At 72.6% G+C, this 19,626-nt stretch carries 16 protein-coding genes; 1 reads left to right on the top strand and 15 read right to left on the bottom strand.

The window, feature by feature from the left end; translation table 11 throughout:
• Positions 1-16: 16 nt before the first annotated feature.
• The 3 genes from rpe to fmt form a co-directional block, all read right to left on the bottom strand.
• Positions 17-718, bottom strand: coding sequence for a ribulose-phosphate 3-epimerase (rpe, locus tag FHS34_RS35035; RefSeq protein ID WP_184973109.1), 702 nt, complete (start codon positions 716-718; stop codon positions 17-19).
• A gap of 130 nt (positions 719-848) precedes the next feature.
• The gene (locus tag FHS34_RS35030) at positions 849-2,267 is read right to left on the bottom strand and encodes an RsmB/NOP family class I SAM-dependent RNA methyltransferase (protein WP_184973107.1); all 1,419 of its coding nucleotides are present in this window, start codon (positions 2,265-2,267) and stop codon (positions 849-851) included.
• Between the two features lie 344 nt (positions 2,268-2,611).
• Positions 2,612-3,544 (bottom strand): methionyl-tRNA formyltransferase, encoded by a 933-nt coding sequence (gene fmt / locus FHS34_RS35025; RefSeq protein ID WP_184973105.1) that lies wholly within the window; start codon positions 3,542-3,544, stop codon positions 2,612-2,614.
• Positions 3,545-3,850: 306 nt separating this feature from the next.
• On the opposite strand from fmt, the gene FHS34_RS35020 reads away from it, so the two are divergent.
• A complete protein-coding gene (locus tag FHS34_RS35020) occupies positions 3,851-4,402 on the top strand; it encodes a hypothetical protein (protein WP_184973103.1) in 552 nt (183 codons plus the stop codon).
• 243 nt (positions 4,403-4,645) lie between these two features.
• Here the strand turns inward: FHS34_RS35020 and FHS34_RS35015 are convergent, their stop codons facing one another.
• The 12 genes from FHS34_RS35015 to FHS34_RS34960 all read right to left on the bottom strand — a co-directional run bounded on the left by FHS34_RS35015 (position 4,646) and on the right by FHS34_RS34960 (position 19,624).
• A complete protein-coding gene (locus FHS34_RS35015) occupies positions 4,646-6,805 on the bottom strand; it encodes a primosomal protein N' (RefSeq protein ID WP_184973101.1) in 2,160 nt (719 codons plus the stop codon).
• A gap of 144 nt (positions 6,806-6,949) precedes the next feature.
• On the bottom strand, positions 6,950-8,158 hold the full coding sequence (metK, locus tag FHS34_RS35010) for a methionine adenosyltransferase (RefSeq protein WP_184973099.1): 1,209 nt from the start codon (positions 8,156-8,158) through the stop codon (positions 6,950-6,952).
• A gap of 249 nt (positions 8,159-8,407) precedes the next feature.
• Entirely contained in the window at positions 8,408-9,610 is a 1,203-nt protein-coding gene (gene coaBC, locus FHS34_RS35005; protein ID WP_225817745.1) for a bifunctional phosphopantothenoylcysteine decarboxylase/phosphopantothenate--cysteine ligase CoaBC, read from the bottom strand.
• Between the two features lie 114 nt (positions 9,611-9,724).
• Positions 9,725-9,997, bottom strand: coding sequence for a DNA-directed RNA polymerase subunit omega (rpoZ, locus tag FHS34_RS35000; protein ID WP_005319902.1), 273 nt, complete (start codon positions 9,995-9,997; stop codon positions 9,725-9,727).
• Positions 9,998-10,050: 53 nt separating this feature from the next.
• Positions 10,051-10,644 (bottom strand): guanylate kinase, encoded by a 594-nt coding sequence (gmk, locus tag FHS34_RS34995; protein ID WP_184973094.1) that lies wholly within the window; start codon positions 10,642-10,644, stop codon positions 10,051-10,053.
• 72 nt (positions 10,645-10,716) lie between these two features.
• A complete protein-coding gene (locus tag FHS34_RS34990) occupies positions 10,717-11,040 on the bottom strand; it encodes an integration host factor (RefSeq protein ID WP_003977346.1) in 324 nt (107 codons plus the stop codon).
• Between the two features lie 299 nt (positions 11,041-11,339).
• Positions 11,340-12,185 carry an orotidine-5'-phosphate decarboxylase gene (pyrF, locus tag FHS34_RS34985; RefSeq protein WP_184973092.1) on the bottom strand — a complete coding sequence of 282 codons (846 nt, stop codon included), beginning with the start codon at positions 12,183-12,185 and terminating at the stop codon, positions 11,340-11,342.
• On the bottom strand, positions 12,182-13,288 hold the full coding sequence (locus FHS34_RS34980) for a quinone-dependent dihydroorotate dehydrogenase (RefSeq protein ID WP_184973090.1): 1,107 nt from the start codon (positions 13,286-13,288) through the stop codon (positions 12,182-12,184). Before FHS34_RS34980 ends, pyrF begins: the two co-directional genes overlap by 4 nt.
• A gap of 52 nt (positions 13,289-13,340) precedes the next feature.
• Positions 13,341-16,649 (bottom strand): carbamoyl-phosphate synthase large subunit, encoded by a 3,309-nt coding sequence (carB, locus tag FHS34_RS34975; protein ID WP_184973088.1) that lies wholly within the window; start codon positions 16,647-16,649, stop codon positions 13,341-13,343.
• Positions 16,642-17,784, bottom strand: a complete 1,143-nt coding sequence (gene carA / locus FHS34_RS34970) for a glutamine-hydrolyzing carbamoyl-phosphate synthase small subunit (protein ID WP_184973086.1) — start codon at positions 17,782-17,784, stop codon at positions 16,642-16,644. Before carA ends, carB begins: the two co-directional genes overlap by 8 nt.
• Positions 17,781-18,341: a PH-like domain-containing protein gene (locus tag FHS34_RS34965; protein ID WP_184973084.1), complete on the bottom strand. Its 561-nt coding sequence runs from the start codon at positions 18,339-18,341 to the stop codon at positions 17,781-17,783. Before FHS34_RS34965 ends, carA begins: the two co-directional genes overlap by 4 nt.
• A complete protein-coding gene (locus FHS34_RS34960) occupies positions 18,338-19,624 on the bottom strand; it encodes a dihydroorotase (protein WP_184973082.1) in 1,287 nt (428 codons plus the stop codon). The genes FHS34_RS34965 and FHS34_RS34960 overlap by 4 nt, the downstream gene beginning before the upstream one ends.
• Between the last annotated feature and the right edge of the window lie 2 nt (positions 19,625-19,626).

The raw sequence follows: 19,626 nt of genomic DNA, 5'->3' as shown, positions 1-19,626 counted from the left end.
CCGTTCATTCAAGCGTTCACTTCGCCGTGGCTCCGTGGTCGCATGCCCAGGACGCCTTGGCGGTGGCCGTGGCCGCCTGGGCGCGCAGAGCACGTACCGCTTCCGCCGGGTCCTGTGCCCCGTAGACGGCCGAGCCGGCGACGAACACGTCCGCTCCCGCGTCCGCGCACCGCTCGATCGTCGAGGCCGAGACACCGCCGTCGACCTGCAGCCACAGCTGCAGACCGTGCTTGCCGATCAGCTCACGGGTACGGCGGATCTTCGGCAGCATGATGTCGAGGAACGCCTGGCCGCCGAAGCCCGGCTCGACCGTCATGATCAGCAGCATGTCGAGTTCCGGCAGCAGGTCCTCGAACGGCTCGATCGGCGTGGCGGGCTTCAGCGCCATCGAGGCGCGGGCGCCCTTCGCGCGGATCTCCCGGGCGAGCCGCACGGGGGCGGCGGCGGCCTCCACGTGGAACGTGACGGACGACGCCCCCGCCTCGACGTACTGGGGCGCCCACCGGTCGGGGTCCTCGATCATCAGATGGCAGTCCAGCGGGGTGTCCGTCGCACGGGCCAGGGACTCCACGACCGGCACGCCGAGCGTGAGGTTCGGGACGAAGTGGTTGTCCATGACGTCGACATGGAGCCAGTCGGCGCCTTGAACCGCCTTGGCCTCCTCCGCGAGTCGGGCGAAGTCGGCGGACAGGATGCTGGGGTTGATCTGCACGGCCATGACCCAAGCCTGCCATGCCGCCGCGCCCGTCTGTAGCCGCGGGCCCTTCGGTCGTCGTTCGGCTGCGGGCCGTCGTGGGTTGCCGGCGCAGTTCCCCGCGCCCCTTCCGGGCGCGGGGACCCTTTCGGCGTCAGGCGGTCCTGCGGATCAGGGCCAGGTACATCGCGTCCGTGCCGTGGACATGGGGCCACAGCTGGAGGTCGGGGCCCTCGCCCAGGTCCGGCACACCGGGGAGGAGCGGGCGGGCGTCGAGCAGCTCGGTGTCCGGGCGCTGCTTGAGGACGTCGGAGACGACCGCGCGGGTCTCGGCCAGGTGCGGGGAGCAGGTGGCGTAGCCGACGACTCCGCCGACGCGTACGGAGTCGATGGCCGTGCGCAGCAGGGCGCGCTGGAGCGGGGCGAAATTGTCCAGGTCCTCGGGGCGGCGGCGCCAGCGGGCCTCGGGGCGGCGGCGCAGCGCGCCGAGACCGGTGCAGGGGACGTCCACCAGCACCCGGTCGAAGGAGCCGGGGTGCCACGGCGGGCGGGTGCCGTCGGCGGCGATGACCTGGTACGGCCCGGGGTTGCCGTGCAGTGCCTTCGCGACCAGGCCGGCCCGGTGCGGCTGCTTCTCCGAGGCGAGCAGCGCGGCCCCGCGCTCGGCGGCGAGGGCGGCCAGCAGCGCGGCCTTTCCGCCGGGCCCCGCGCAGCCGTCGAGCCACTTCTCGTCCGGGCCCTCCAGCGGGGCGTTGGCCAGCGCGAGGGCGACCAGCTGGCTGCCCTCGTCCTGCACGCCGGCCCGGCCCTCACGCACGGCCTCGACCGCTCCGGGCTCGCCGCCCTCGGCGAGCCGCACGGCGTACGGCGACCAGCGGCCGGGTACGGCGGCGTCCTCGCGGAGCAGTTCCTCGGCGGTGGCCCGCCCGGGGCGGGCGACGAGTGTCACCTCGGGCCGCTCGTTGTCCGCCGCCAGCAGGTCCTCGATGCCGGCCCGGCCGCCGCCGAGGGAGTCCCACAGCGCGGAGACGACCCAGCGGGGGTGTGAGTGCACCACGGCGAGGTGGTCCTCGGGGTCCTCGTCGTAGGGCGGCGCGACCTTCTCGATCCAGCCCTGGAGGTCGTCCTGCGCGACCTTGCGGAGCACGGCGTTGACGAACTTGGCCCGTCCGTCCCCGAGCACCACCCGGGCCAGCTCCACGGACGCGGAGACGGCGGCGTGCGTCGGGATCCGCGTGCCGAGCAACTGGTGCACGCCCAGGCTCAGCACGTCGAGCACCGGTGGGTCGACCTCGCGCAGCGGCCGGTCGACACAGGCGGCGATGACGGCGTCGTACGTGCCCTGACGGCGCAGCGTGCCGTACACCAGCTCGGTGGCGAGGGCGGCGTCCCGGGCGTCGAAGTCGCCCTTCTCGCGGGCCTTCCGCAGCAGCGGGGGCAGCACGAGGTTGGCGTACGCGTCCCGCTCGTCCACCGCGCGCAGCGCCTCGAAGGCCAGGATGCGGACGGGGTCCTTCTGAGGACGGCGGTAGGGCTTGGCGGGCTTGCGCGGCCGCCGGGACTGCTCGCTCACGAAAAAGGTGCTCCGGGTGTGAAGAAGAGGATGCGTCTCCAGCCTACGTCGGCGCCCCCGCGCCCCGGCCGTCCGGGGCACCGGCCGCCCGGGCCGCCGGGCGCGGCCGGGTACCGCCGCGCACGACGCGAAGGACCGCCGCCCGGCGCGACAGGGCTCGGCCGTTCACGCCCGTGCACAGCCGGCCACGCCCGCGCTCGCGCACAGCCGGCCACGCCCACGCCCGTACGCGCCCGGCCACCCCCACGATCAGGCGCGGCCGGCCACCCCGGCGGTCGGGCGCGGCCGTCCAAGCCCACGGTCGGGCGCGCCCTGCCGCTGCCGTCGCCGTCGTCGTCCCGGCGTCAGCCGCCGAGCGTCTCGCCGTCCGCGATGCGCACCCCGCGGGCCCAGTCGGCGGCGCGCATCGGCTTCTTGCCCTGGGCCTGCACCCACAGCAGCTCGACGGCGTACGAACCGGTGCCCACGTGCACGCTGTTCTTGCCCACGGCGAGCCGGCCGGGGGCGAGGTCCGTCCGCTCGGGCACGGGCGTGACCTGGATGAGCTTGAGCCGCTCGCCGCGGAAGGTGGTCCAGGCGCCGGGCGCCGGGGTGCAGCCGCGCACCACCCGGTCGACCCGCAGCGCGGGCGTCGTCCAGTCCGCCTGCGCGTCCTCGACGGTGATCTTCGGCGCGAGGGTGATGCCCTCGGCGGGCTGCGGCACGGCCTTCAGGGTGCCGTCCTCGATGCCGTCCATGGTCGCGGCGAGCAGCCCGGCGCCGGCGAAGGCGAGCCGGGTCAGCAGGTCGCCGCTGGTGTCGGTGGGACGGACCTGCTCGGTCACGGTCCCGTAGACGGGGCCGGAGTCGAGCCCTTCCTCGATGAGGAAGGTGGAGGCGCCCGTGATCTCGTCGCCCGCCATGACGGAGTGCTGCACGGGCGCCGCGCCCCGCCAGGCGGGCAGCAGCGAGAAGTGCAGGTTGACCCAGCCGTGGGCGGGGATGTCCAGGGCGGCCTTCGGCAGCAGGGCGCCGTAGGCGACGACGGGACAGCAGTCCGGGGCGATCTGCCTCAGCCGCTCCAGGAACTCCGGGTCCCGCGGCTTCAGGGGCTTCAGCACCTCGATGCCGGCCTCCTCCGCCCGTTCGGCCACGGGCGACGCGACCAGCCTGCGCCCGCGCCCGGCCGGCGCGTCGGGCCGCGTGACGACGGCGGCCACCTCGTGCCGCCCGGAGGCGAGCAGAGCGTCCAGAGCGGGAACGGCTACCTCGGGGGTACCGGCGAAGACGAGCTTCATGGGCGGGATCGGGCCTCTCGGGCGGGGGTTGGGCGGGCAGCGCACCAGTCTATGACCACCGGCGAAAGGCCGCCGACGGCGAGCGACCGCCCACCGGCCGCCCGCACTCCGGCCGGCCGGGGAAGGGTGGCCCGCGGGTGGGCGGGGGACTGACGGCGCGCGGGTGGGCAGGCGGCGTACGCATATGCCCGTACGCCCCCACCCCGTGACCAGCGGAGCGTCAGCGCGTTGGTCAAGAGAGAGTTGACCACATCGGGCCGCTTTGGCGGCCCAATTCCTTTCAACGCCGGTTCGAGAGGCTTGTTCATGGCCGACCACGCAACCCACGACGCCCAGGCCCGGGCCAGCCTGCACTTGCTGGTGCGGGACATCGAGCGGGTCCGCCGGCAGGTGGACGCGCTGCGCACGCTCACCGCCCAGCTGGGCAACGTCTATCGCCCGCGCCGCTCCGGCCCGTCCACGGGCTTCGTCGTCTACGGACGCGCCCCCGCCCCGACGGTGCGCCTGGCCCAGGAGCTCCGGGACAGCGTCGAAACCCTGGTCACGGCCGCCGTGGACTTCGACCGCTCGCTCGGCTTCTCGTGGGACGCGGTGGGCTCGGCGCTCGGTGTCACCAAGCAGGCGGTGCACCGCCGGTACGGCGCCCGCCGCGCCGCGGCCCAGGCGGCCGCCGAGGCGGAGCGGTCGACGGAGCCGTCCGGCACCCGCACGCTCGACGTGAACACCGGGTTGCCCACGATGCCCACGATGCCGACGGTCCCCGCGGCCCGCTCCATGCCCACCCAGCCGACCGCGGGCAGCCCCGCCCTTCGCGACGACGCCCGGCCGACTGCCTTTCCCGGCCCGCGCAACGGCTGACGACGGCAGCCGTTCTGCCTGCCCTCCCGGGCCGTCCGGGAGGGCAGCCGTGCGTCGGGGAGGCCCTGACGGGGATGCCCGGCACTCCTGACGGCACGGTGTCCGGCGACCTGACGGCACGGTGTCCGGCACCTGACGACCCGGTGTCCGGCAACCTTGACGACGCGGCGGCCCCCGGAGCCGCTCACGGCGCAAGGGCCCATGCCACCGGCGACGAAAGGCCGGGCCCACGACGGCGGCGTCTCAGCCGATGTCCGGCGGGTCGATCCGCACCCGCACCGCCTCACCGCTGCCCTTCGCCATGCGCGCGGCCTGGGCGGACTTCAGCGCGGTGGCCAGCGCGGCGCCGCTGCCCGGCGGCACCCGGACCAGTGCCCGCTCCCAGTGCTCGCCCGGCGGCGGCGCACCGGGTCTGCGCGGCCGGCCGGGCGGCGGGGGCGGCAACGGCACCGGCCCCAGCATCTCGGCGTCCGGCGGCAGTTCGGCCGCCGCGAGGAACTCGGCGACGGCCGCGGGCTGACCGGACACGGCCGCCATCCGCGACACCGGCGGGAAGCCCAGCTCGGCCCGCTCGGCCAGTTCCCGCACCGCGTGCCCGACGGGGTCCCAGCGCACCAGTGCCTGCACGGGCCGCAGGGTCGGCTCGGCCACCACGACCACGGTGCCGCCCTCGCTCTGCGGCCGCACCAGCGCACCGGCCGCGATCCACCGGCGCAGCGCGTCCTCGCCGGCCCGCAGGTCGGGCCGTACGAGCATGGCCCAGCCGTCCAGCAGCAGGGCCGCCGCGTAACCGCCCTCGGCGACCGGTTCGGCGCCCGGCGTGCTGACGACCAGCGCGGGCGTGTCCGGGACCGTGTCCAGCACATGCTCGCGCCCCGAGGTGCGCACCGGTACGGCGGGGAAGGCCCGCCCCAGTTCCTCGGCGGTCCGGCGCGCGCCCACGACCTGGGCGCGGAGCCGGAAGCCGCCGCACTCCGGGCAGTGCCAGGCGCTCTCCTCACGCCCGCACCACCCACAGCGCAGGACGCCCCCGTCCTGTCCTTCGAGCGGGCCGGCGCAGTGCCGGCAGCGGGCGGGCTCCCGGCACCGGGCGCAGGCCATGCGGGGCGCGTAACCGCGCCGGGGCACCTGCACCAGCACGGGCCCGTGCCGCAGCCCCTCCCGGGCCACCTGCCAGGCGAGGGTGGGCAGCCGGGCGGCGCGGGCGGCCTCGTCGCGCGCGAGGTCGTCGTCCCCGACCGTCCGGACCAGGGGGGCCGTGCGGCGCACCTGCTCCCGTCCGGCGACCAGCGGCCGGGCCCAGCCGCTCTCGACGAGCTGGGCGCCCTCCACCGTGCAGCTCCAACCCCCGAGCAGGAAGGCGCACCTGTCCAGCGCCGCACGCAGCAGGAGCACGTCGCGGGCGTGCGGCTGCGGGGCGTGCTGCTCGCTGTGGCTGTCGTCCCCGTCGTCCCAGACGGCGACGAGCCCGAGGTCCCGCACGGGTGCGAACATCGCGGCCCGCGTCCCGACGACGGCCCGCACGGAACCGCGCCGCACCGCCAGCCACTGGGCGTACCGCTTCTCGGGACCGGCGTCGGCGGTGAGCAGCGCGTGCCGGCCGGGGCCGAGCAACCCGGTCAGGGCGGCGTCCACGCGCGCGGCGGCCCGCCCGTCCGGTACGACGACGAGCGCGCCGCGTCCGGAGGCGAGGGTGGCGGCGACGGCCCGGGCGAGCTCCTCGCTCCACAGCTGTCCGGGCAGCGCGTTCCACACGGCCCTGGGCGCCCCGTCGGAGGCCAGGGCGTCCAGGAAGGCCGGCCCGTGCTCGTACCGCGTCCAGGAGCCGGGGTCCGGCGGCTCCGGCGGGGGCAGCGGCTCCGGGGACGTCCGCCGCTCGGCGCGGGCGCTACGCGGCGGGACGGCCAGCTGCAGCACATCGGCGAGGCTGCCCGCGTACCGGTCGGCGACGGCCCGCGCGAGGCCGAGCAGCTCCTCGCTGAGCACCCGCTCCGGCGACACGACCTGGGCGAGCGCGGCCAGTGGTCCGGAGTAGTCGGACTCGGCCCGCCGTTCCACGAGGAAGCCGTCGATGAGCCCGCCGCCCTCCCGGCGGCCCTCGCGCACCCGGTGCCGGCCGGCCCCGAACCGCACCCGCACCCGCACACCGGGCTGTGCCTCAGCATCCAGCTCCTCGGGCACGGCGTAGTCGAAGTACCGGTCGAGATGCAGCACACCCTTGTCGACCAGCACCCGCGCGACGGGCAGCTCCTTGGCGAGCGCGGCCCCGCGCCAGGTCCCTGGCTTGGCCCGGGGCGTCTTCGCCTGGCGCACGCTCTCCCGGATGAGCGCGAGCTGCTCCGGCGGCGCCCCCTCGGCCCCGCCGCCCCCCTCTGTTCGGGACGCCCCGTTCTCGCTGCTCACGCTTGCATTCTTACCAAACGGCACCGACAACCGGCGTCCGCCCGGGATCATCACGGCTGCCGCCCGGCTGCGGCTCCCCCGCGCGACACGCCGAGGCCCGGCCCCCCGAAGGGAAGCCGGGCCTCGGTGAGGAGAGCGGGTGGGTTACAGGCCGGCGGCCTTGCGCAGGGCGTCCACGCGGTCCGTGCGCTCCCAGGTGAAGTCGGGCAGCTCGCGGCCGAAGTGGCCGTACGCCGCCGTCTGGGAGTAGATCGGGCGGAGCAGGTCGAGGTCGCGGATGATCGCGGCCGGGCGGAGGTCGAAGACCTCGTCGATCGCCTTCTCGATCTTCTCGGCGTCGACCTTGGCGGTGCCGAAGGTCTCCACGAAGAGACCGACCGGCTCGGCCTTGCCGATCGCGTAGGCGACCTGGACCTCGCAGCGGGAGGCCAGGCCGGCCGCCACGACGTTCTTGGCGACCCAGCGCATGGCGTAGGCGGCCGAGCGGTCGACCTTGGACGGGTCCTTGCCGGAGAAGGCGCCGCCACCGTGGCGGGCCATGCCGCCGTAGGTGTCGATGATGATCTTGCGGCCGGTGAGGCCGGCGTCACCCATCGGGCCGCCGATCTCGAAGCGGCCGGTCGGGTTGACCAGCAGGCGGTAGCCCTCGGTGTCCAGCTTGATGCCCTCGTCCAGGAGCGCCCTCAGCTCCGGCTCCACGACGAACTCGCGGATGTCGGGGGCGAGCAGCGACTCCAGGTCGATGTCGGAGGCGTGCTGGGAGGAGACGACCACCGTGTCGAGGCGGACGGCCTTGTCGCCGTCGTACTCGATGGTGACCTGCGTCTTGCCGTCGGGGCGCAGGTAGGGGATGGTGCCGTTCTTGCGGACCTCGGACAGGCGCTTGGACAGGCGGTGCGCCAGGAAGATCGGCAGCGGCATCAGGGTCGGCGTCTCGTCGGACGCGTAGCCGAACATCAGGCCCTGGTCGCCCGCGCCCTGCCGGTCCAGCTCGTCCTCGTCGCCCTCGACCCGGTTCTCGTACGCCGTGTCGACGCCCTGCGCGATGTCCGGGGACTGCGCGCCGATGGACACCGAGACGCCGCAGGAGGCGCCGTCGAAGCCCTTCTTCGAGGAGTCGTAGCCGATCTCGAGGATCTTGCCGCGGACGAGGGTCGCGATGTCCGCGTAGGCCTTCGTCGTCACCTCGCCGGCCACGTGCACCAGGCCGGTGGTGATCAGCGTCTCGACGGCGACCCGGGAGGTCGGGTCCTCGCGAAGAAGCGCGTCGAGAATGGTGTCGCTGATCTGGTCAGCGATCTTGTCGGGGTGACCCTCGGTCACGGACTCCGAGGTGAACAGGCGACGGGACACAACGCTCCCTGTGGTTGCAGCGGCTGCTGGCTGATCATTTGCGGAGGACGCGGGGCTGCGGCCCGGCGTCCACCGTGAACAGTTTATCGGTCGTACTCGACCAATGGGCCACCGTCTCGCCTCTCGGGAGCGCTGTGACCTGCGGCACGGGCATTGTGCACAATGGCGAGCGGCCTTGGCCAGGGCCGCCACACCCGATTTGAGCCTGGCGCGATCTGGTCAGGAGTTCGCCCGATCGCGCGCCGGACGTTAGCCCAGTCGCCCGACGACCAGGTCCCAGACGGTGTCCGCGAGGGCCTCCTTGGGCCCGTGGGGCACCGGGGTCTCGCTGCCGTCGGCGCCCAGCACGACGGCCTCGTTCTCCTCGGAACCAAAGGTTTTGCGCTCTCCCACCTCGTTGACCACGAGCAGGTCGCAGCCCTTGCGGGCGAGCTTGGCGCGGCCGTTGGCGAGGACGTCGTCGGTCTCGGCGGCGAAGCCGACGATCACCTGTCCGGGCCGGGCCCGGTCGGCGGAAATCTCCGCAAGGATGTCCGGATTTCGCACCAGGGCGATCGGGGCGGGATCCTGGCCGTCCTTCTTCTTGATCTTCCCGGCGGCGTAGGCGGCCGGGCGGAAGTCGGCGACGGCGGCGGCCATGACCACGGCGTCGGCGTCCGCCGCGGCCTTCAGGACGGCCTCGCGCAGCTGCACGGCGGTGCCGACCGGGACGACGTCCACGCCCGCCGGGTCGGGCAGGCCGGCGTTGGCCGAGACAAGGGTCACACGGGCGCCGCGGGCGGCGGCGGTGCGGGCGAGGGCGTAGCCCTGCTTGCCGGAGGAGCGGTTGCCGAGGAAGCGGACCGGGTCGAGCGGCTCGCGGGTGCCGCCCGCGGAGACGACGACGTGCCGGCCCCGCAGGTCGGGCTCCACGGCCCCGCGGGACAGCACGCGGCGGCAGACCTCGAAGATCTCCGCCGGGTCGGGCAGCCGGCCCTTGCCGGTGTCGACGCCGGTCAGGCGCCCGACGGCGGGCTCGACGACGACGGCGCCGCGGCGGCGCAGCGTGGCCACGTTCTCCTGGGTGGCCGGGTGCTCCCACATCTCGGTGTGCATCGCCGGGGCGAAGACGACCGGACAGCGGGCGGTGAGGAGCGTGTTGGTCAGCAGGTCGTCGGCGAGGCCGTGGGCGGCCTTGGCGAGCATGTCGGCGGTGGCCGGGGCCACCACCACCAGGTCGGCGTGCTGCCCGATGCGGACGTGCGGGACCTCGTGCACGGCGTCCCAGACCTCGGTGGAGACCGGGTTGCCGGACAGCGCGGACCAGGTGGCGGCGCCGACGAAGTGCAGCGCGGAGGCGGTGGGCACCACGCGCACGTCGTGGCCCGACTCCGTGAACCTCCTCAGCAGCTCACAGGCCTTGTACGCGGCGATGCCACCGCTGACCCCCAGCACGACCCTCGGCTTGTCCACCGTGTCTCCCCGGACTCGAAAACGTACGACGGAACCGTACGACTCCATGACACACCACAGGCCCGGCAGCGTGACTGCCGGGCCTGTGGATAAGTCAACCGCAATCTGACGGTACTACTGCGCCGGGCCCTCGATGGCCTCGGAGGTCAGCAGACCGGCGTTGATCTCGCGCAGGGCGATGGAGAGCGGCTTCTCGTGGACGTGGGTGTCGACGAGCGGACCGACGTACTCGAGGAGGCCCTCGCCGAGCTGCGAGTAGTACGCGTTGATCTGGCGGGCCCGCTTGGCCGCGTAGATCACGAGGCTGTACTTCGAGTCGGTGGCCTCGAGAAGCTCGTCGATCGGCGGGTTGATGATGCCCTCGGGCGCGGTGATGGAAGAGGACACGCTCTACCTTCCGATGGATGGGAAAGAATCAGACATCGTGATCACAGTCACGATCACACAACGTCCATCAAGGCTAGCAGCTCGCGAGCCACGTCCTCGACGGAGGTGTTGACCAGGGTCTCGTCGAACTCCGGCTCGGCCGCCAGCTCGGTCTTCGCCGCCTCCAGGCGGCGCTCGATGACCTCGGGCGGCTCGGTACCCCGGCCGGTCAGCCTGCGCACCAGCTCCTCCCAGGAGGGCGGAGCCAGGAACACCAGCTGGGCGTCGGACATGGACGCGCGGACCTGCCGGGCGCCCTGGAGGTCGATCTCCAGCAGGACCGGCTCGCCGTTCTCCAGCCGCTCCAGCACGGCCGCGCGGGGCGTGCCGTAACGGTTGCCGGCGAACTCGGCCCACTCCAGCAGCTCGCCGTTGGCGATCAGCTTGTCCATCTCCTCGTCGGTGACGAAGAAGTAGTGGACTCCGTGCTGCTCGCCGGGGCGCGGCCTGCGGGTGGTCGCCGACACCGAGAGCCAGACGTCGGGGTGTTCCTTGCGCATATGGGCGACGACCGTGCTCTTGCCGACCCCCGAGGGGCCGGAGAGCACGGTCAGCCGCGGACGTACGTCCGGGGGCTCGGGGGTCGTCCCCCGGAATGTTGCAGCCATGCAGCGATTATTCCAGCAATCCCGGAGTGCCCGGGACTCCCGGTCCGACTCCCCGCGTACGGGGAGTCGGGCTCAGGAGCCGGTGCTGCCGAACTCACGCTCCAGGGAAGCGATCTGGTTGGAACCGAGACCGCGCACTCGGCGGCTCTCGGAGATGCCCAGACGCTCCATGATCTGCTTGGCGCGGACCTTGCCCACGCCCGGAAGGGACTCGAGCAGGGCGGAGACCTTCATCTTGCCGATGACGTCGTTCTCCTGGCCCTGCTTGATGACCTCGTGCAGGGAGGCGCCGGAGTGCTTGAGTCGATTCTTGACCTCGGCCCGCTCCCGGCGAGCCGCGGCGGCCTTTTCGAGCGCGGCTGCGCGCTGTTCAGGGGTAAGGGGCGGAAGAGCCACGCCTACGTCACCTCGGATGTCGAACTGTCGGATACGGACCGGTGAGGAACCTAGTCGCCCCACACCTGGGGAGCTACGAGCAACACGCTGCCCGTTCTCCCCCACTGCCTGAAGGGCGTGGGAGGTGCCCCCACTGCTCGGAGACTAGCGGGCAAGTCCGCCAGAGTCAGCGAGAACAGCGGAAAAGTCCTGGTCAGCCTCCGTCAGGCCGGACATTTCAGACATATTGCCCTCGATTTGAGAATGTATTCACGCTCAAGTCGGCGCGATACCGCTCAGCCGAGCACCTGACACGGGACTCAGGCCGCGGTGACGGCCGCCCTGATCTCCTCCGCGAACCGCTCGGCCGCCCCGCGCAGCGCGCTGACGTCGGGACCGTGACGCAGAACACCCCGGCTGACGTTGGGCACGACGTTGCGGACGGCCGCGCCGAAGACCCCGGGAAGGTCGGCCGGGGTCGCGCCCTGGGCGCCGATGCCGGGGGCGAGGAGCGGGCCGCCCATGTCCAGGTCGTACGAGGACAGGTCGCCGAGCGTGGCGCCGACCACCGCGCCGAAGGAGCCCAGCGGCTCCTCCCCCGCGTTCTCGGCCGCCAGGTGGGCCAGCATGGTCGCGCCGATGTTCCTGCCGTCCGCGCGGACCGCGTGCTGCACCTCCCCGCCCTCCGGGTTCGAGGTCAGCGCCAGCACGAACAGGCCGGCGCCGCTCTCCCGGGCCAGGGCCACGGCCGGGCTGAGCGAGCCGTAGCCGAGGTAGGGCGAGACGGTCAGGGCGTCGGAGAACAGCGGGGCGTCCGGGTGCAGGAACGCCTCGGCGTAGGCGGCCATGGTCGAGCCGATGTCGCCGCGCTTGGCGTCCGTCACGACCAGGGCACCGGCCGCCCGCGCCTCCTGGACCGACTTCTCCAGGACGGCGAGGCCCCGCGAGCCGAACCGCTCGAAGAAGGCACTCTGCGGCTTCAGGACGGCCACCCGGTCGGCCATGGCCTCGACGACCGTGCGGCTGAACCGCTCCAGACCCGCGATGTCGTCGTTCAGCCCCCATTCGGCGAGCAGGGAGGCGTGCGGGTCGATGCCGACGCACAGCGGGCCACGCTCGTCCATCGCGCGGCGCAGCCGGGCACCGAAGGGCTCCAGGGGGCTCATGCGGGCTTCCTCACGTCGGCGCCGACCGCGTCGGCGAGGGTGGCGTACGGGCTGGTGCGCAGGCGGGAGGCGAGTCCCTTGTGGACGGCGCGGCACCAGAAGGGGCCCTCGTAGATGAAGGCGCTGTAGCCCTGGACCAGCGTGGCACCGGCCAGGATGCGCTGCCAGGCGTCCTCGGCCGTCTCGATGCCGCCGACACCCACCAGGGTGATCCGGTCGCCCACGCGCGCGTACAGGCGGCGCAGGACCTCCAGGGAGCGCGCCTTGAGCGGGGCGCCGGACAGGCCGCCGGTCTCCTTGACCAGCGAGGGCGCCGACGTCAGGCCGAGTCCCTCGCGGGCGATGGTGGTGTTGGTGGCGATGATGCCGTCCAGGCCCAGCTCCACGGCGAGGTCGGCGACCGCGTCGATGTCCTCGTCGGCGAGGTCGGGCGCGATCTTCACCAGCAGCGGGACGCGCCGGTTCGCGACCGTGCGGTCGGCGGCCTCGCGCACGGCCGTCAGCAGCGGTCGCAGCGCCTCCGTGGCCTGGAGGTTGCGCAGGCCGGGAGTGTTGGGCGAGGAGACGTTGACGACCAGGTAGTCCGCGTACGGGGCGAGCCGCTCGGCCGACTTCACGTAGTCGCCGACGGCCTCCGCCTCCGGGACGACCTTGGTCTTGCCGATGTTGACGCCGACGACGGTCCTGAAGACCGGCTCGCGGGTGGCCAGGCGGGCCGCCACGGTCAGGGAGCCGTCGTTGTTGAAGCCCATGCGGTTGATCAGCGCCCGGTCCGCGACGAGCCGGAACAGCCGCTTCCTGGGGTTGCCGGGCTGCGGCTCCCCCGTCACCGTGCCGATCTCGACGTGGTCGAAGCCCAGCATCGACATGCCGTCGATCGCGACGGCGTTCTTGTCGAAGCCGGCGGCGAGCCCGAACGGGCCGTGCATCCGCAGCCCGAAGGCCTCGGTGCGCAGCTCCTTGTGGCGGGGCGCTAGGGCGGCGGCGACGAAGGTGCGCAAGCCCGGGATCCGAACCGCCAGCCGGATCCAGCGGAAGGCCAGGTAGTGGGCCTTCTCGGGATCCATGCGCTTGAAGACGAGATTGAAGAAGATCTTGTACATGGGTGTCCTCGTGAAGAGGGGGACACCGTTTCCGGTGTCCCCCTCAGGGCTGCTAGTCGCGGGCCGCGGTCAGGTGTTCCGCGTGTTCCTGGAGCGAGCGGACGCCCACGTCACCGTGGTTGAGGGCGTCGATGCCCTGGACGGCCGCCGCGAGCGCCTGGACGGTCGTCAGGCACGGCACGGAGCGGGCCACCGCGGCCGTACGGATGTCGTAGCCGTCGAGGCGGCCGCCGGTGCCGTACGGGGTGTTGACGATGAGGTCGACCTCGCCGTCGTGGATGAGCTGGACGATGGTCCGCTCGCCGTTCGGGCCGGTGCCCTCGGACTGCTTGCGCACGACCGTGGCGTTGATGCCGTTGCGCTTGAGGACCTCGGCGGTGCCGGAGGTGGCGAGCAGCTCGAAGCCGTGGGCGACCAGCTCGCGCGCCGGGAAGATCATCGAGCGCTTGTCGCGGTTGGCGACCGAGATGAACGCGCGGCCCTTGGTGGGCAGCGGGCCGTAGGCACCCGCCTGCGACTTGGCGTACGCCGTGCCGAAGACCGAGTCGATGCCCATGACCTCGCCCGTGGAGCGCATCTCCGGGCCGAGGACGGTGTCCACGCCACGGCCCTGGATGTCGCGGAAGCGCGACCAGGGCATGACGGCCTCCTTGACGGAGATCGGCGCGTCCAGCGGCAGCTCGCCGCCGTCGCCGTTCTTCGGCAGCAGGCCCTCGGCGCGCAGCTCGGCGATGGTCGCGCCCAGCGAGATCCGGGCGGCGGCCTTGGCGAGCGGCACCGCGGTCGCCTTCGAGGTGAAGGGGACCGTGCGGGAGGCGCGCGGGTTGGCCTCCAGGACGTAGAGGATGTCGCCGGCCATCGCGAACTGGATGTTGATCAGGCCGCGCACACCGACGCCCTTGGCGATGGCCTCGGTGGAGGCGCGCAGCCGCTTGATGTCGAAGCCGCCGAGGGTGATCGGGGGCAGGGCGCACGCCGAGTCGCCGGAGTGGATGCCGGCCTCCTCGATGTGCTCCATGACGCCGCCGAGGTAGAGCTCCTCGCCGTCGTACAGGGCGTCGACGTCGATCTCGATCGCGTCGTCCAGGAAGCGGTCGACGAGGACCGGCCGGGAGGGGCTGATCTCGGTCGACTCGGCGATGTAGGAGGCGAGGCGGGTCTCGTCGTAGACGATCTCCATGCCGCGTCCGCCGAGCACGTACGAGGGCCGGACCAGGACCGGGTAGCCGATCTCGTCCGCGATCGCCTTGGCGCCGGCGAAGGTGGTGGCCGTGCCGTGCTTGGGGGCGGGCAGGCCGGCCTCGGCGAGGACCTGGCCGAAGGCGCCCCGGTCCTCGGCCGCGTGGATGGCCTCGGGGGACGTGCCGACGACCGGCACGCCGTTGTCCTTCAGGGCCTGCGAGAGACCGAGCGGGGTCTGGCCGCCCAGCTGGACGATCACACCCGCCAGCGGGCCGGCCTGCTGCTCCGCGTGGACGATCTCCAGCACGTCCTCCAGCGTGAGCGGCTCGAAGTACAGCCGGTCGGAGGTGTCGTAGTCGGTGGAGACGGTCTCCGGGTTGCAGTTGACCATCACGGTCTCGTACCCGGCGTCGGACAGCGCGAAGGAGGCGTGGACACAGGAGTAGTCGAACTCGATGCCCTGGCCGATGCGGTTCGGGCCGGAGCCCAGGATGATCACCGCGGGCTTCTCGCGGGGCGCGACCTCGCTCTCCTCGTCGTAGGAGGAGTAGAAGTACGGCGTCCGCGCGGCGAACTCGGCGGCGCAGGTGTCGACCGTCTTGTAGACCGGGCGGATGCCGAGGGCGTGCCGGACCTCGCGGACGACGTCCTCGCGCAGGCCGCGGATCTCACCGATCTGCTGGTCGGAGAAGCCGTGCCGCTTGGCCTCGGCGAGCAGGCCGGCGGTCAGCTCGGGCGCCTCGGCCAGCTCGTCCGCCGTCTCCTTGATCAGGAAGAGCTGGTCCACGAACCACGGGTCGATCTTCGTGTACTCGAAGATCTCCTCCGGCGTGGCACCCGCGCGGATGGCCTGCATGACCGTGTTGATCCGGCCGTCGGTGGGCCGCACGGCCTCCCGCAGCAGGGTCTCCTTGTCCCCCGTCCCGCCGACGAAGGTGAACTGGCTGCCCTTCTTCTCCAGCGAGCGCAGCGCCTTCTGGAAGGCCTCGGTGAAGTTGCGGCCGATGGCCATGGCCTCGCCGACCGACTTCATGGTCGTGGTCAGCGTGGAGTCGGCCTGCGGGAACTTCTCGAAGGCGAACCGCGGGGCCTTGACCACCACGTAGTCGAGCGTGGGCTCGAAGGAGGCCGGGGTCTCCCGGGTGATGTCGTTCGGGATCTCGTCCAGGGTGTAGCCGACGGCCAGCTTGGCGGCGATCTTGGCGATCGGGAAGCCGGTGGCCTTGGAGGCGAGCGCCGAGGAACGCGACACGCGCGGGTTCATCTCGATGACGATCACGCGGCCGTCCTCGGGGTTCACCGCGAACTGGATGTTGCAGCCGCCGGTGTCGACGCCGACCTCGCGGATGATCGCGATGCCGACGTCGCGCAGCACCTGGTACTCGCGGTCGGTCAGCGTCATCGCCGGGGCGACGGTGATCGAGTCGCCGGTGTGCACGCCCATGGGGTCGAAGTTCTCGATGGAGCAGACGACCACGACGTTGTCGTGCTTGTCGCGCATCAGCTCCAGCTCGTACTCCTTCCAGCCGAGGATGGACTCCTCCAGGAGCACCTCGGTGGTCGGGGAGAGCGTGAGGCCCTGGCCGGCGATGCGGCGCAGCTCCTCCTCGTCGTGCGCGAAGCCGGAGCCGGCGCCGCCCATGGTGAAGGACGGGCGGACCACGACCGGGTAGCCGCCGAGGGTGTCGACGCCCTTGAGGACGTCGTCCATGGTGTGGCAGATGACCGAGCGGGCGGACTCGCCGTGTCCGGTCTTGCGGCGGACCTCCTCCACGACGTCCTTGAACAGGTCGCGGTCCTCGCCCTTGTGGATCGCCTCGGGCTTGGCGCCGATCAGCTCGACGTTGTACTTCTCCAGCACACCGTTCTCGTGCAGCGAGATCGCGGTGTTCAGGGCAGTCTGGCCGCCCAGGGTGGGCAGCAGGGCGTCGGGGCGCTCCTTGGCGATGATCTTCTCGACGAACTCGGGGGTGATCGGCTCGACGTAGGTGGCGTCGGCGATCTCCGGGTCGGTCATGATCGTCGCCGGGTTGGAGTTGACGAGGACCACGCGCAGGCCCTCGGCCTTGAGCACCCGGCACGCCTGGGTGCCGGAGTAGTCGAACTCGGCGGCCTGGCCGATGACGATCGGGCCGGAGCCGATGACCAGGACGGACTGGATATCGGAGCGCTTAGGCACGCTGGCCCTCCATCAGGGAAACGAAGCGGTCGAACAGGTAGGCGGCGTCGTGCGGGCCCGCTGCCGCTTCGGGGTGGTACTGGACGGAGAAGGCCGGCTGGTCGAGCAGCTGCAGCCCCTCCACGACGTCGTCGTTCAGGCAGACGTGCGAGACCTCGGCGCGGCCGAACTTCGTCTCGCTGACCTTGTCGAGCGGCGCGTCCACGGCGAAACCGTGGTTGTGCGCGGTGACCTCGACCTTGCCGGTCGTACGGTCCTGGACCGGCTGGTTGATGCCGCGGTGGCCGTACTTCAGCTTGTAGGTGCCGAAGCCGAGCGCGCGGCCGAGGATCTGGTTGCCGAAGCAGATGCCGAACAGCGGCGTCTTGCGCTCCAGGACGGCGCTCATCAGCGCGACCGGGCCGTCGGCGGTCGCCGGGTCGCCGGGCCCGTTGGAGAAGAACACGCCGTCCGGCTCGACCGCGTAGATCTCGTCGGCCGTGGCGGTGGCCGGCAGCACGTGCACCTCGATGCCGCGCTCGGCCATGCGGTGCGGGGTCATGCCCTTGATGCCGAGGTCGACGGCGGCGACCGTGAAGCGCTTCTCGCCGACCGCGGGGACGACGTACGCCTCCTTCGTCGCGACCTCCTCGTAGAGGCTCGCGCCCTTCATGTGCGGCTGGGCCTGCACGCGCGCCAGGAGCTCCGTCTCGGGGGCGATCGCCTCGCCGGAGAAGATGCCGGCGCGCATGGAGCCGCGCTCGCGCAGGTGGCGGGTGAGGGCGCGGGTGTCGATCCCGCTGATGCCGACGACACCCTGGGCGACCAGCTCGTCGTCCAGGGAGCGCTTGGCCCGCCAGTTGGACGGCACGCGCGCGGGGTCGCGCACCACGTAGCCGGAGACCCAGATGCGGCTCGACTCGTCGTCCTCGTCGTTCCAGCCGGTGTTGCCGATCTGGGGAGCGGTCGCGACGACGATCTGGCGGTCGTACGACGGGTCGGTGAGGGTCTCCTGGTAGCCGGTCATGCCGGTGGAGAACACGGCCTCGCCGAAGGTCTCCCCCACGGCCCCGTAGGCGCGGCCGCGGAAGCTGCGGCCGTCCTCCAGGACGAGTACGGCGGGAACCCTCGCGGCTCCCCTGGTGGAGGTCGTCATCGTGCGCCTTCCGTGTCGTTGATCATCTGGTTCAGGGTGTCGACCCACTCGGTGTGCTCCGCCGCGTGGTCGGAGCGGAAGCCGGAGTCGATCAGCTTGTCGCCGTGCGCCCAGGTCACCACCAGCAGTCCGTCCTCGGTGAGGACCTTGCCGGCGATGCCCTTGTCCAGGCGGGCTCCGCGCAGCGCGGCCGTGGGCACGAAGAAGTCGGTCGCCCCGGGGCGCTCGACCTCCAGGCCCGCGTCGGTCAGGGTGAGCTCGGCCCGGCTGCGGGTGCCCAGGCCGTGGGCCACGATCCGGTCCAGCCACTGCCCGGCGGTGGTGGAGCCGTGGTAGCGGCCGCTCATGCTCAGTCTGGCCGGGCCGGTCTCCTCCGGCGCGCTGGGCAGCTCCGGCAGGTCACCCTGGAGGGTGCCGCGCCACTTCCAGCCCTCGCGCATCAGCCAGTAGACGAGCGCGATGAAGAGGACCAGTCCGACGAGCCAGCCGATGCGGCCGCCCCAGTGGGTGACCTCGGCCGACTTCTCCGCCTCGGCCAGCAGGATTACAGGTGTCACGTGAGCTTCCCGTCGACGAGCGTGGCCTTGCCCCGCAGCCACGTGTGCGTCACACGGCCCGGCAGCTCACGTCCCTCGTACGGGGTGTTGCGGCTGCGCGAGGCGAAGCCCGCGGGGTCCACCTGGCCACGGTATTCCGTGTCGACGAGGGTGAGGTTGGCGGGCTCACCAGCCGAGACGGGACGGCCGTGCCCGGTGGCCTGTCCGATCCGCGCGGGCTTGACGGACATGCGGTCGGCGACGCCGGCCCAGTCCAGCAGACCCGTGTCCACCATGGTCGCCTGGACCACTGACAGCGCGGTCTCCAGGCCGACCATGCCCATGGCGGCGGCGGCCCACTCGCAGTCCTTGTCCTCGTGCGGGTGCGGGGCGTGGTCGGTGGCGACGATGTCGATCGTGCCGTCCGCGAGCGCCTCGCGCAGGGCGAGCACGTCCCGCTCGGTGCGCAGCGGCGGGTTGACCTTGTAGACCGGGTTGTAGGTGCGCACCATCTCGTCGGTCAGGAGCAGGTGGTGCGGGGTGACCTCGGCGGTGACGTCGATGCCGCGGGACTTGGCCCAGCGGACGATCTCCACGGAGCCGGCGGTGGAGAGGTGGCAGATGTGGACGCGGGAGCCGACGTGCTCGGCGAGCAGCACGTCCCGGGCGATGATCGACTCCTCGGCGACGGCCGGCCAGCCGCCCAGGCCCAGCTCGGCGGAGACGACGCCCTCGTTCATCTGGGCGCCCTCGGTCAGCCGCGGCTCCTGCGCGTGCTGGGCGACGACACCGCCGAAGGCCTTCACGTACTCCAGGGCGCGGCGCATGATCACGGCGTCGTCGACGCACTTGCCGTCGTCGGAGAAGACGGTGACGCCGGCCGCGGACTCGTGCATGGCGCCCAGCTCGGCGAGCTTCTTGCCTTCCAGGCCGACGGTGACGGCGCCGATGGGCTGCACGTCGCAGTAGCCGTGGTCGCGGCCGAGCCGGTAGACCTGCTCGACGACGCCGGCGGTGTCGGCGACCGGGAAGGTGTTGGCCATGGCGAACACCGCGGTGTAGCCGCCGCTTGCCGCGGCGCGGGTGCCCGTGAGCACGGTCTCGGAGTCCTCGCGGCCCGGCTCGCGCAGGTGGGTGTGCAGGTCGACCAGGCCCGGCAGCAGCACCTTGCCGTCGGCCTCCACCACCTCGGCGCCCTCGGCGGACAGGCCGGTGCCCACCTCGGCGATGGTCCCGCCGTCGATCAGCACGTCCTGCGGCTCGCCCCCGAGCACCTTCGCACCACGGATCAGGATCTTGCTCATGG

The sequence above is a fragment of the Streptomyces echinatus genome, assembly GCF_014203595.1.
Lineage (GTDB): Bacteria > Actinomycetota > Actinomycetes > Streptomycetales > Streptomycetaceae > Streptomyces > Streptomyces echinatus.
The sequence above is the reverse complement of the archived record's forward strand: the minus strand, read 5'-3'. Positions and strand labels throughout refer to the sequence as shown.

What these genes read in the sequence shown, in the direction of transcription:
- rpe (WP_184973109.1), bottom strand. Translation starts at nt 718, where the DNA reads ATGGCCGTGCAGATCAACCCCAGCATCCTGTCCGCCGACTTCGCCCGA.
- fmt (WP_184973105.1), bottom strand. Translation starts at nt 3,544, where the DNA reads ATGAAGCTCGTCTTCGCCGGTACCCCCGAGGTAGCCGTTCCCGCTCTG.
- FHS34_RS35020 (WP_184973103.1), top strand. Translation starts at nt 3,851, where the DNA reads ATGGCCGACCACGCAACCCACGACGCCCAGGCCCGGGCCAGCCTGCAC.
- gmk (WP_184973094.1), bottom strand. Translation starts at nt 10,644, where the DNA reads ATGGCTGCAACATTCCGGGGGACGACCCCCGAGCCCCCGGACGTACGT.
- pyrF (WP_184973092.1), bottom strand. Translation starts at nt 12,185, where the DNA reads ATGAGCCCCCTGGAGCCCTTCGGTGCCCGGCTGCGCCGCGCGATGGAC.
- FHS34_RS34980 (WP_184973090.1), bottom strand. Translation starts at nt 13,288, where the DNA reads ATGTACAAGATCTTCTTCAATCTCGTCTTCAAGCGCATGGATCCCGAG.
- carA (WP_184973086.1), bottom strand. Translation starts at nt 17,784, where the DNA reads ATGACGACCTCCACCAGGGGAGCCGCGAGGGTTCCCGCCGTACTCGTC.
- FHS34_RS34960 (WP_184973082.1), bottom strand. Translation starts at nt 19,624, where the DNA reads ATGAGCAAGATCCTGATCCGTGGTGCGAAGGTGCTCGGGGGCGAGCCG.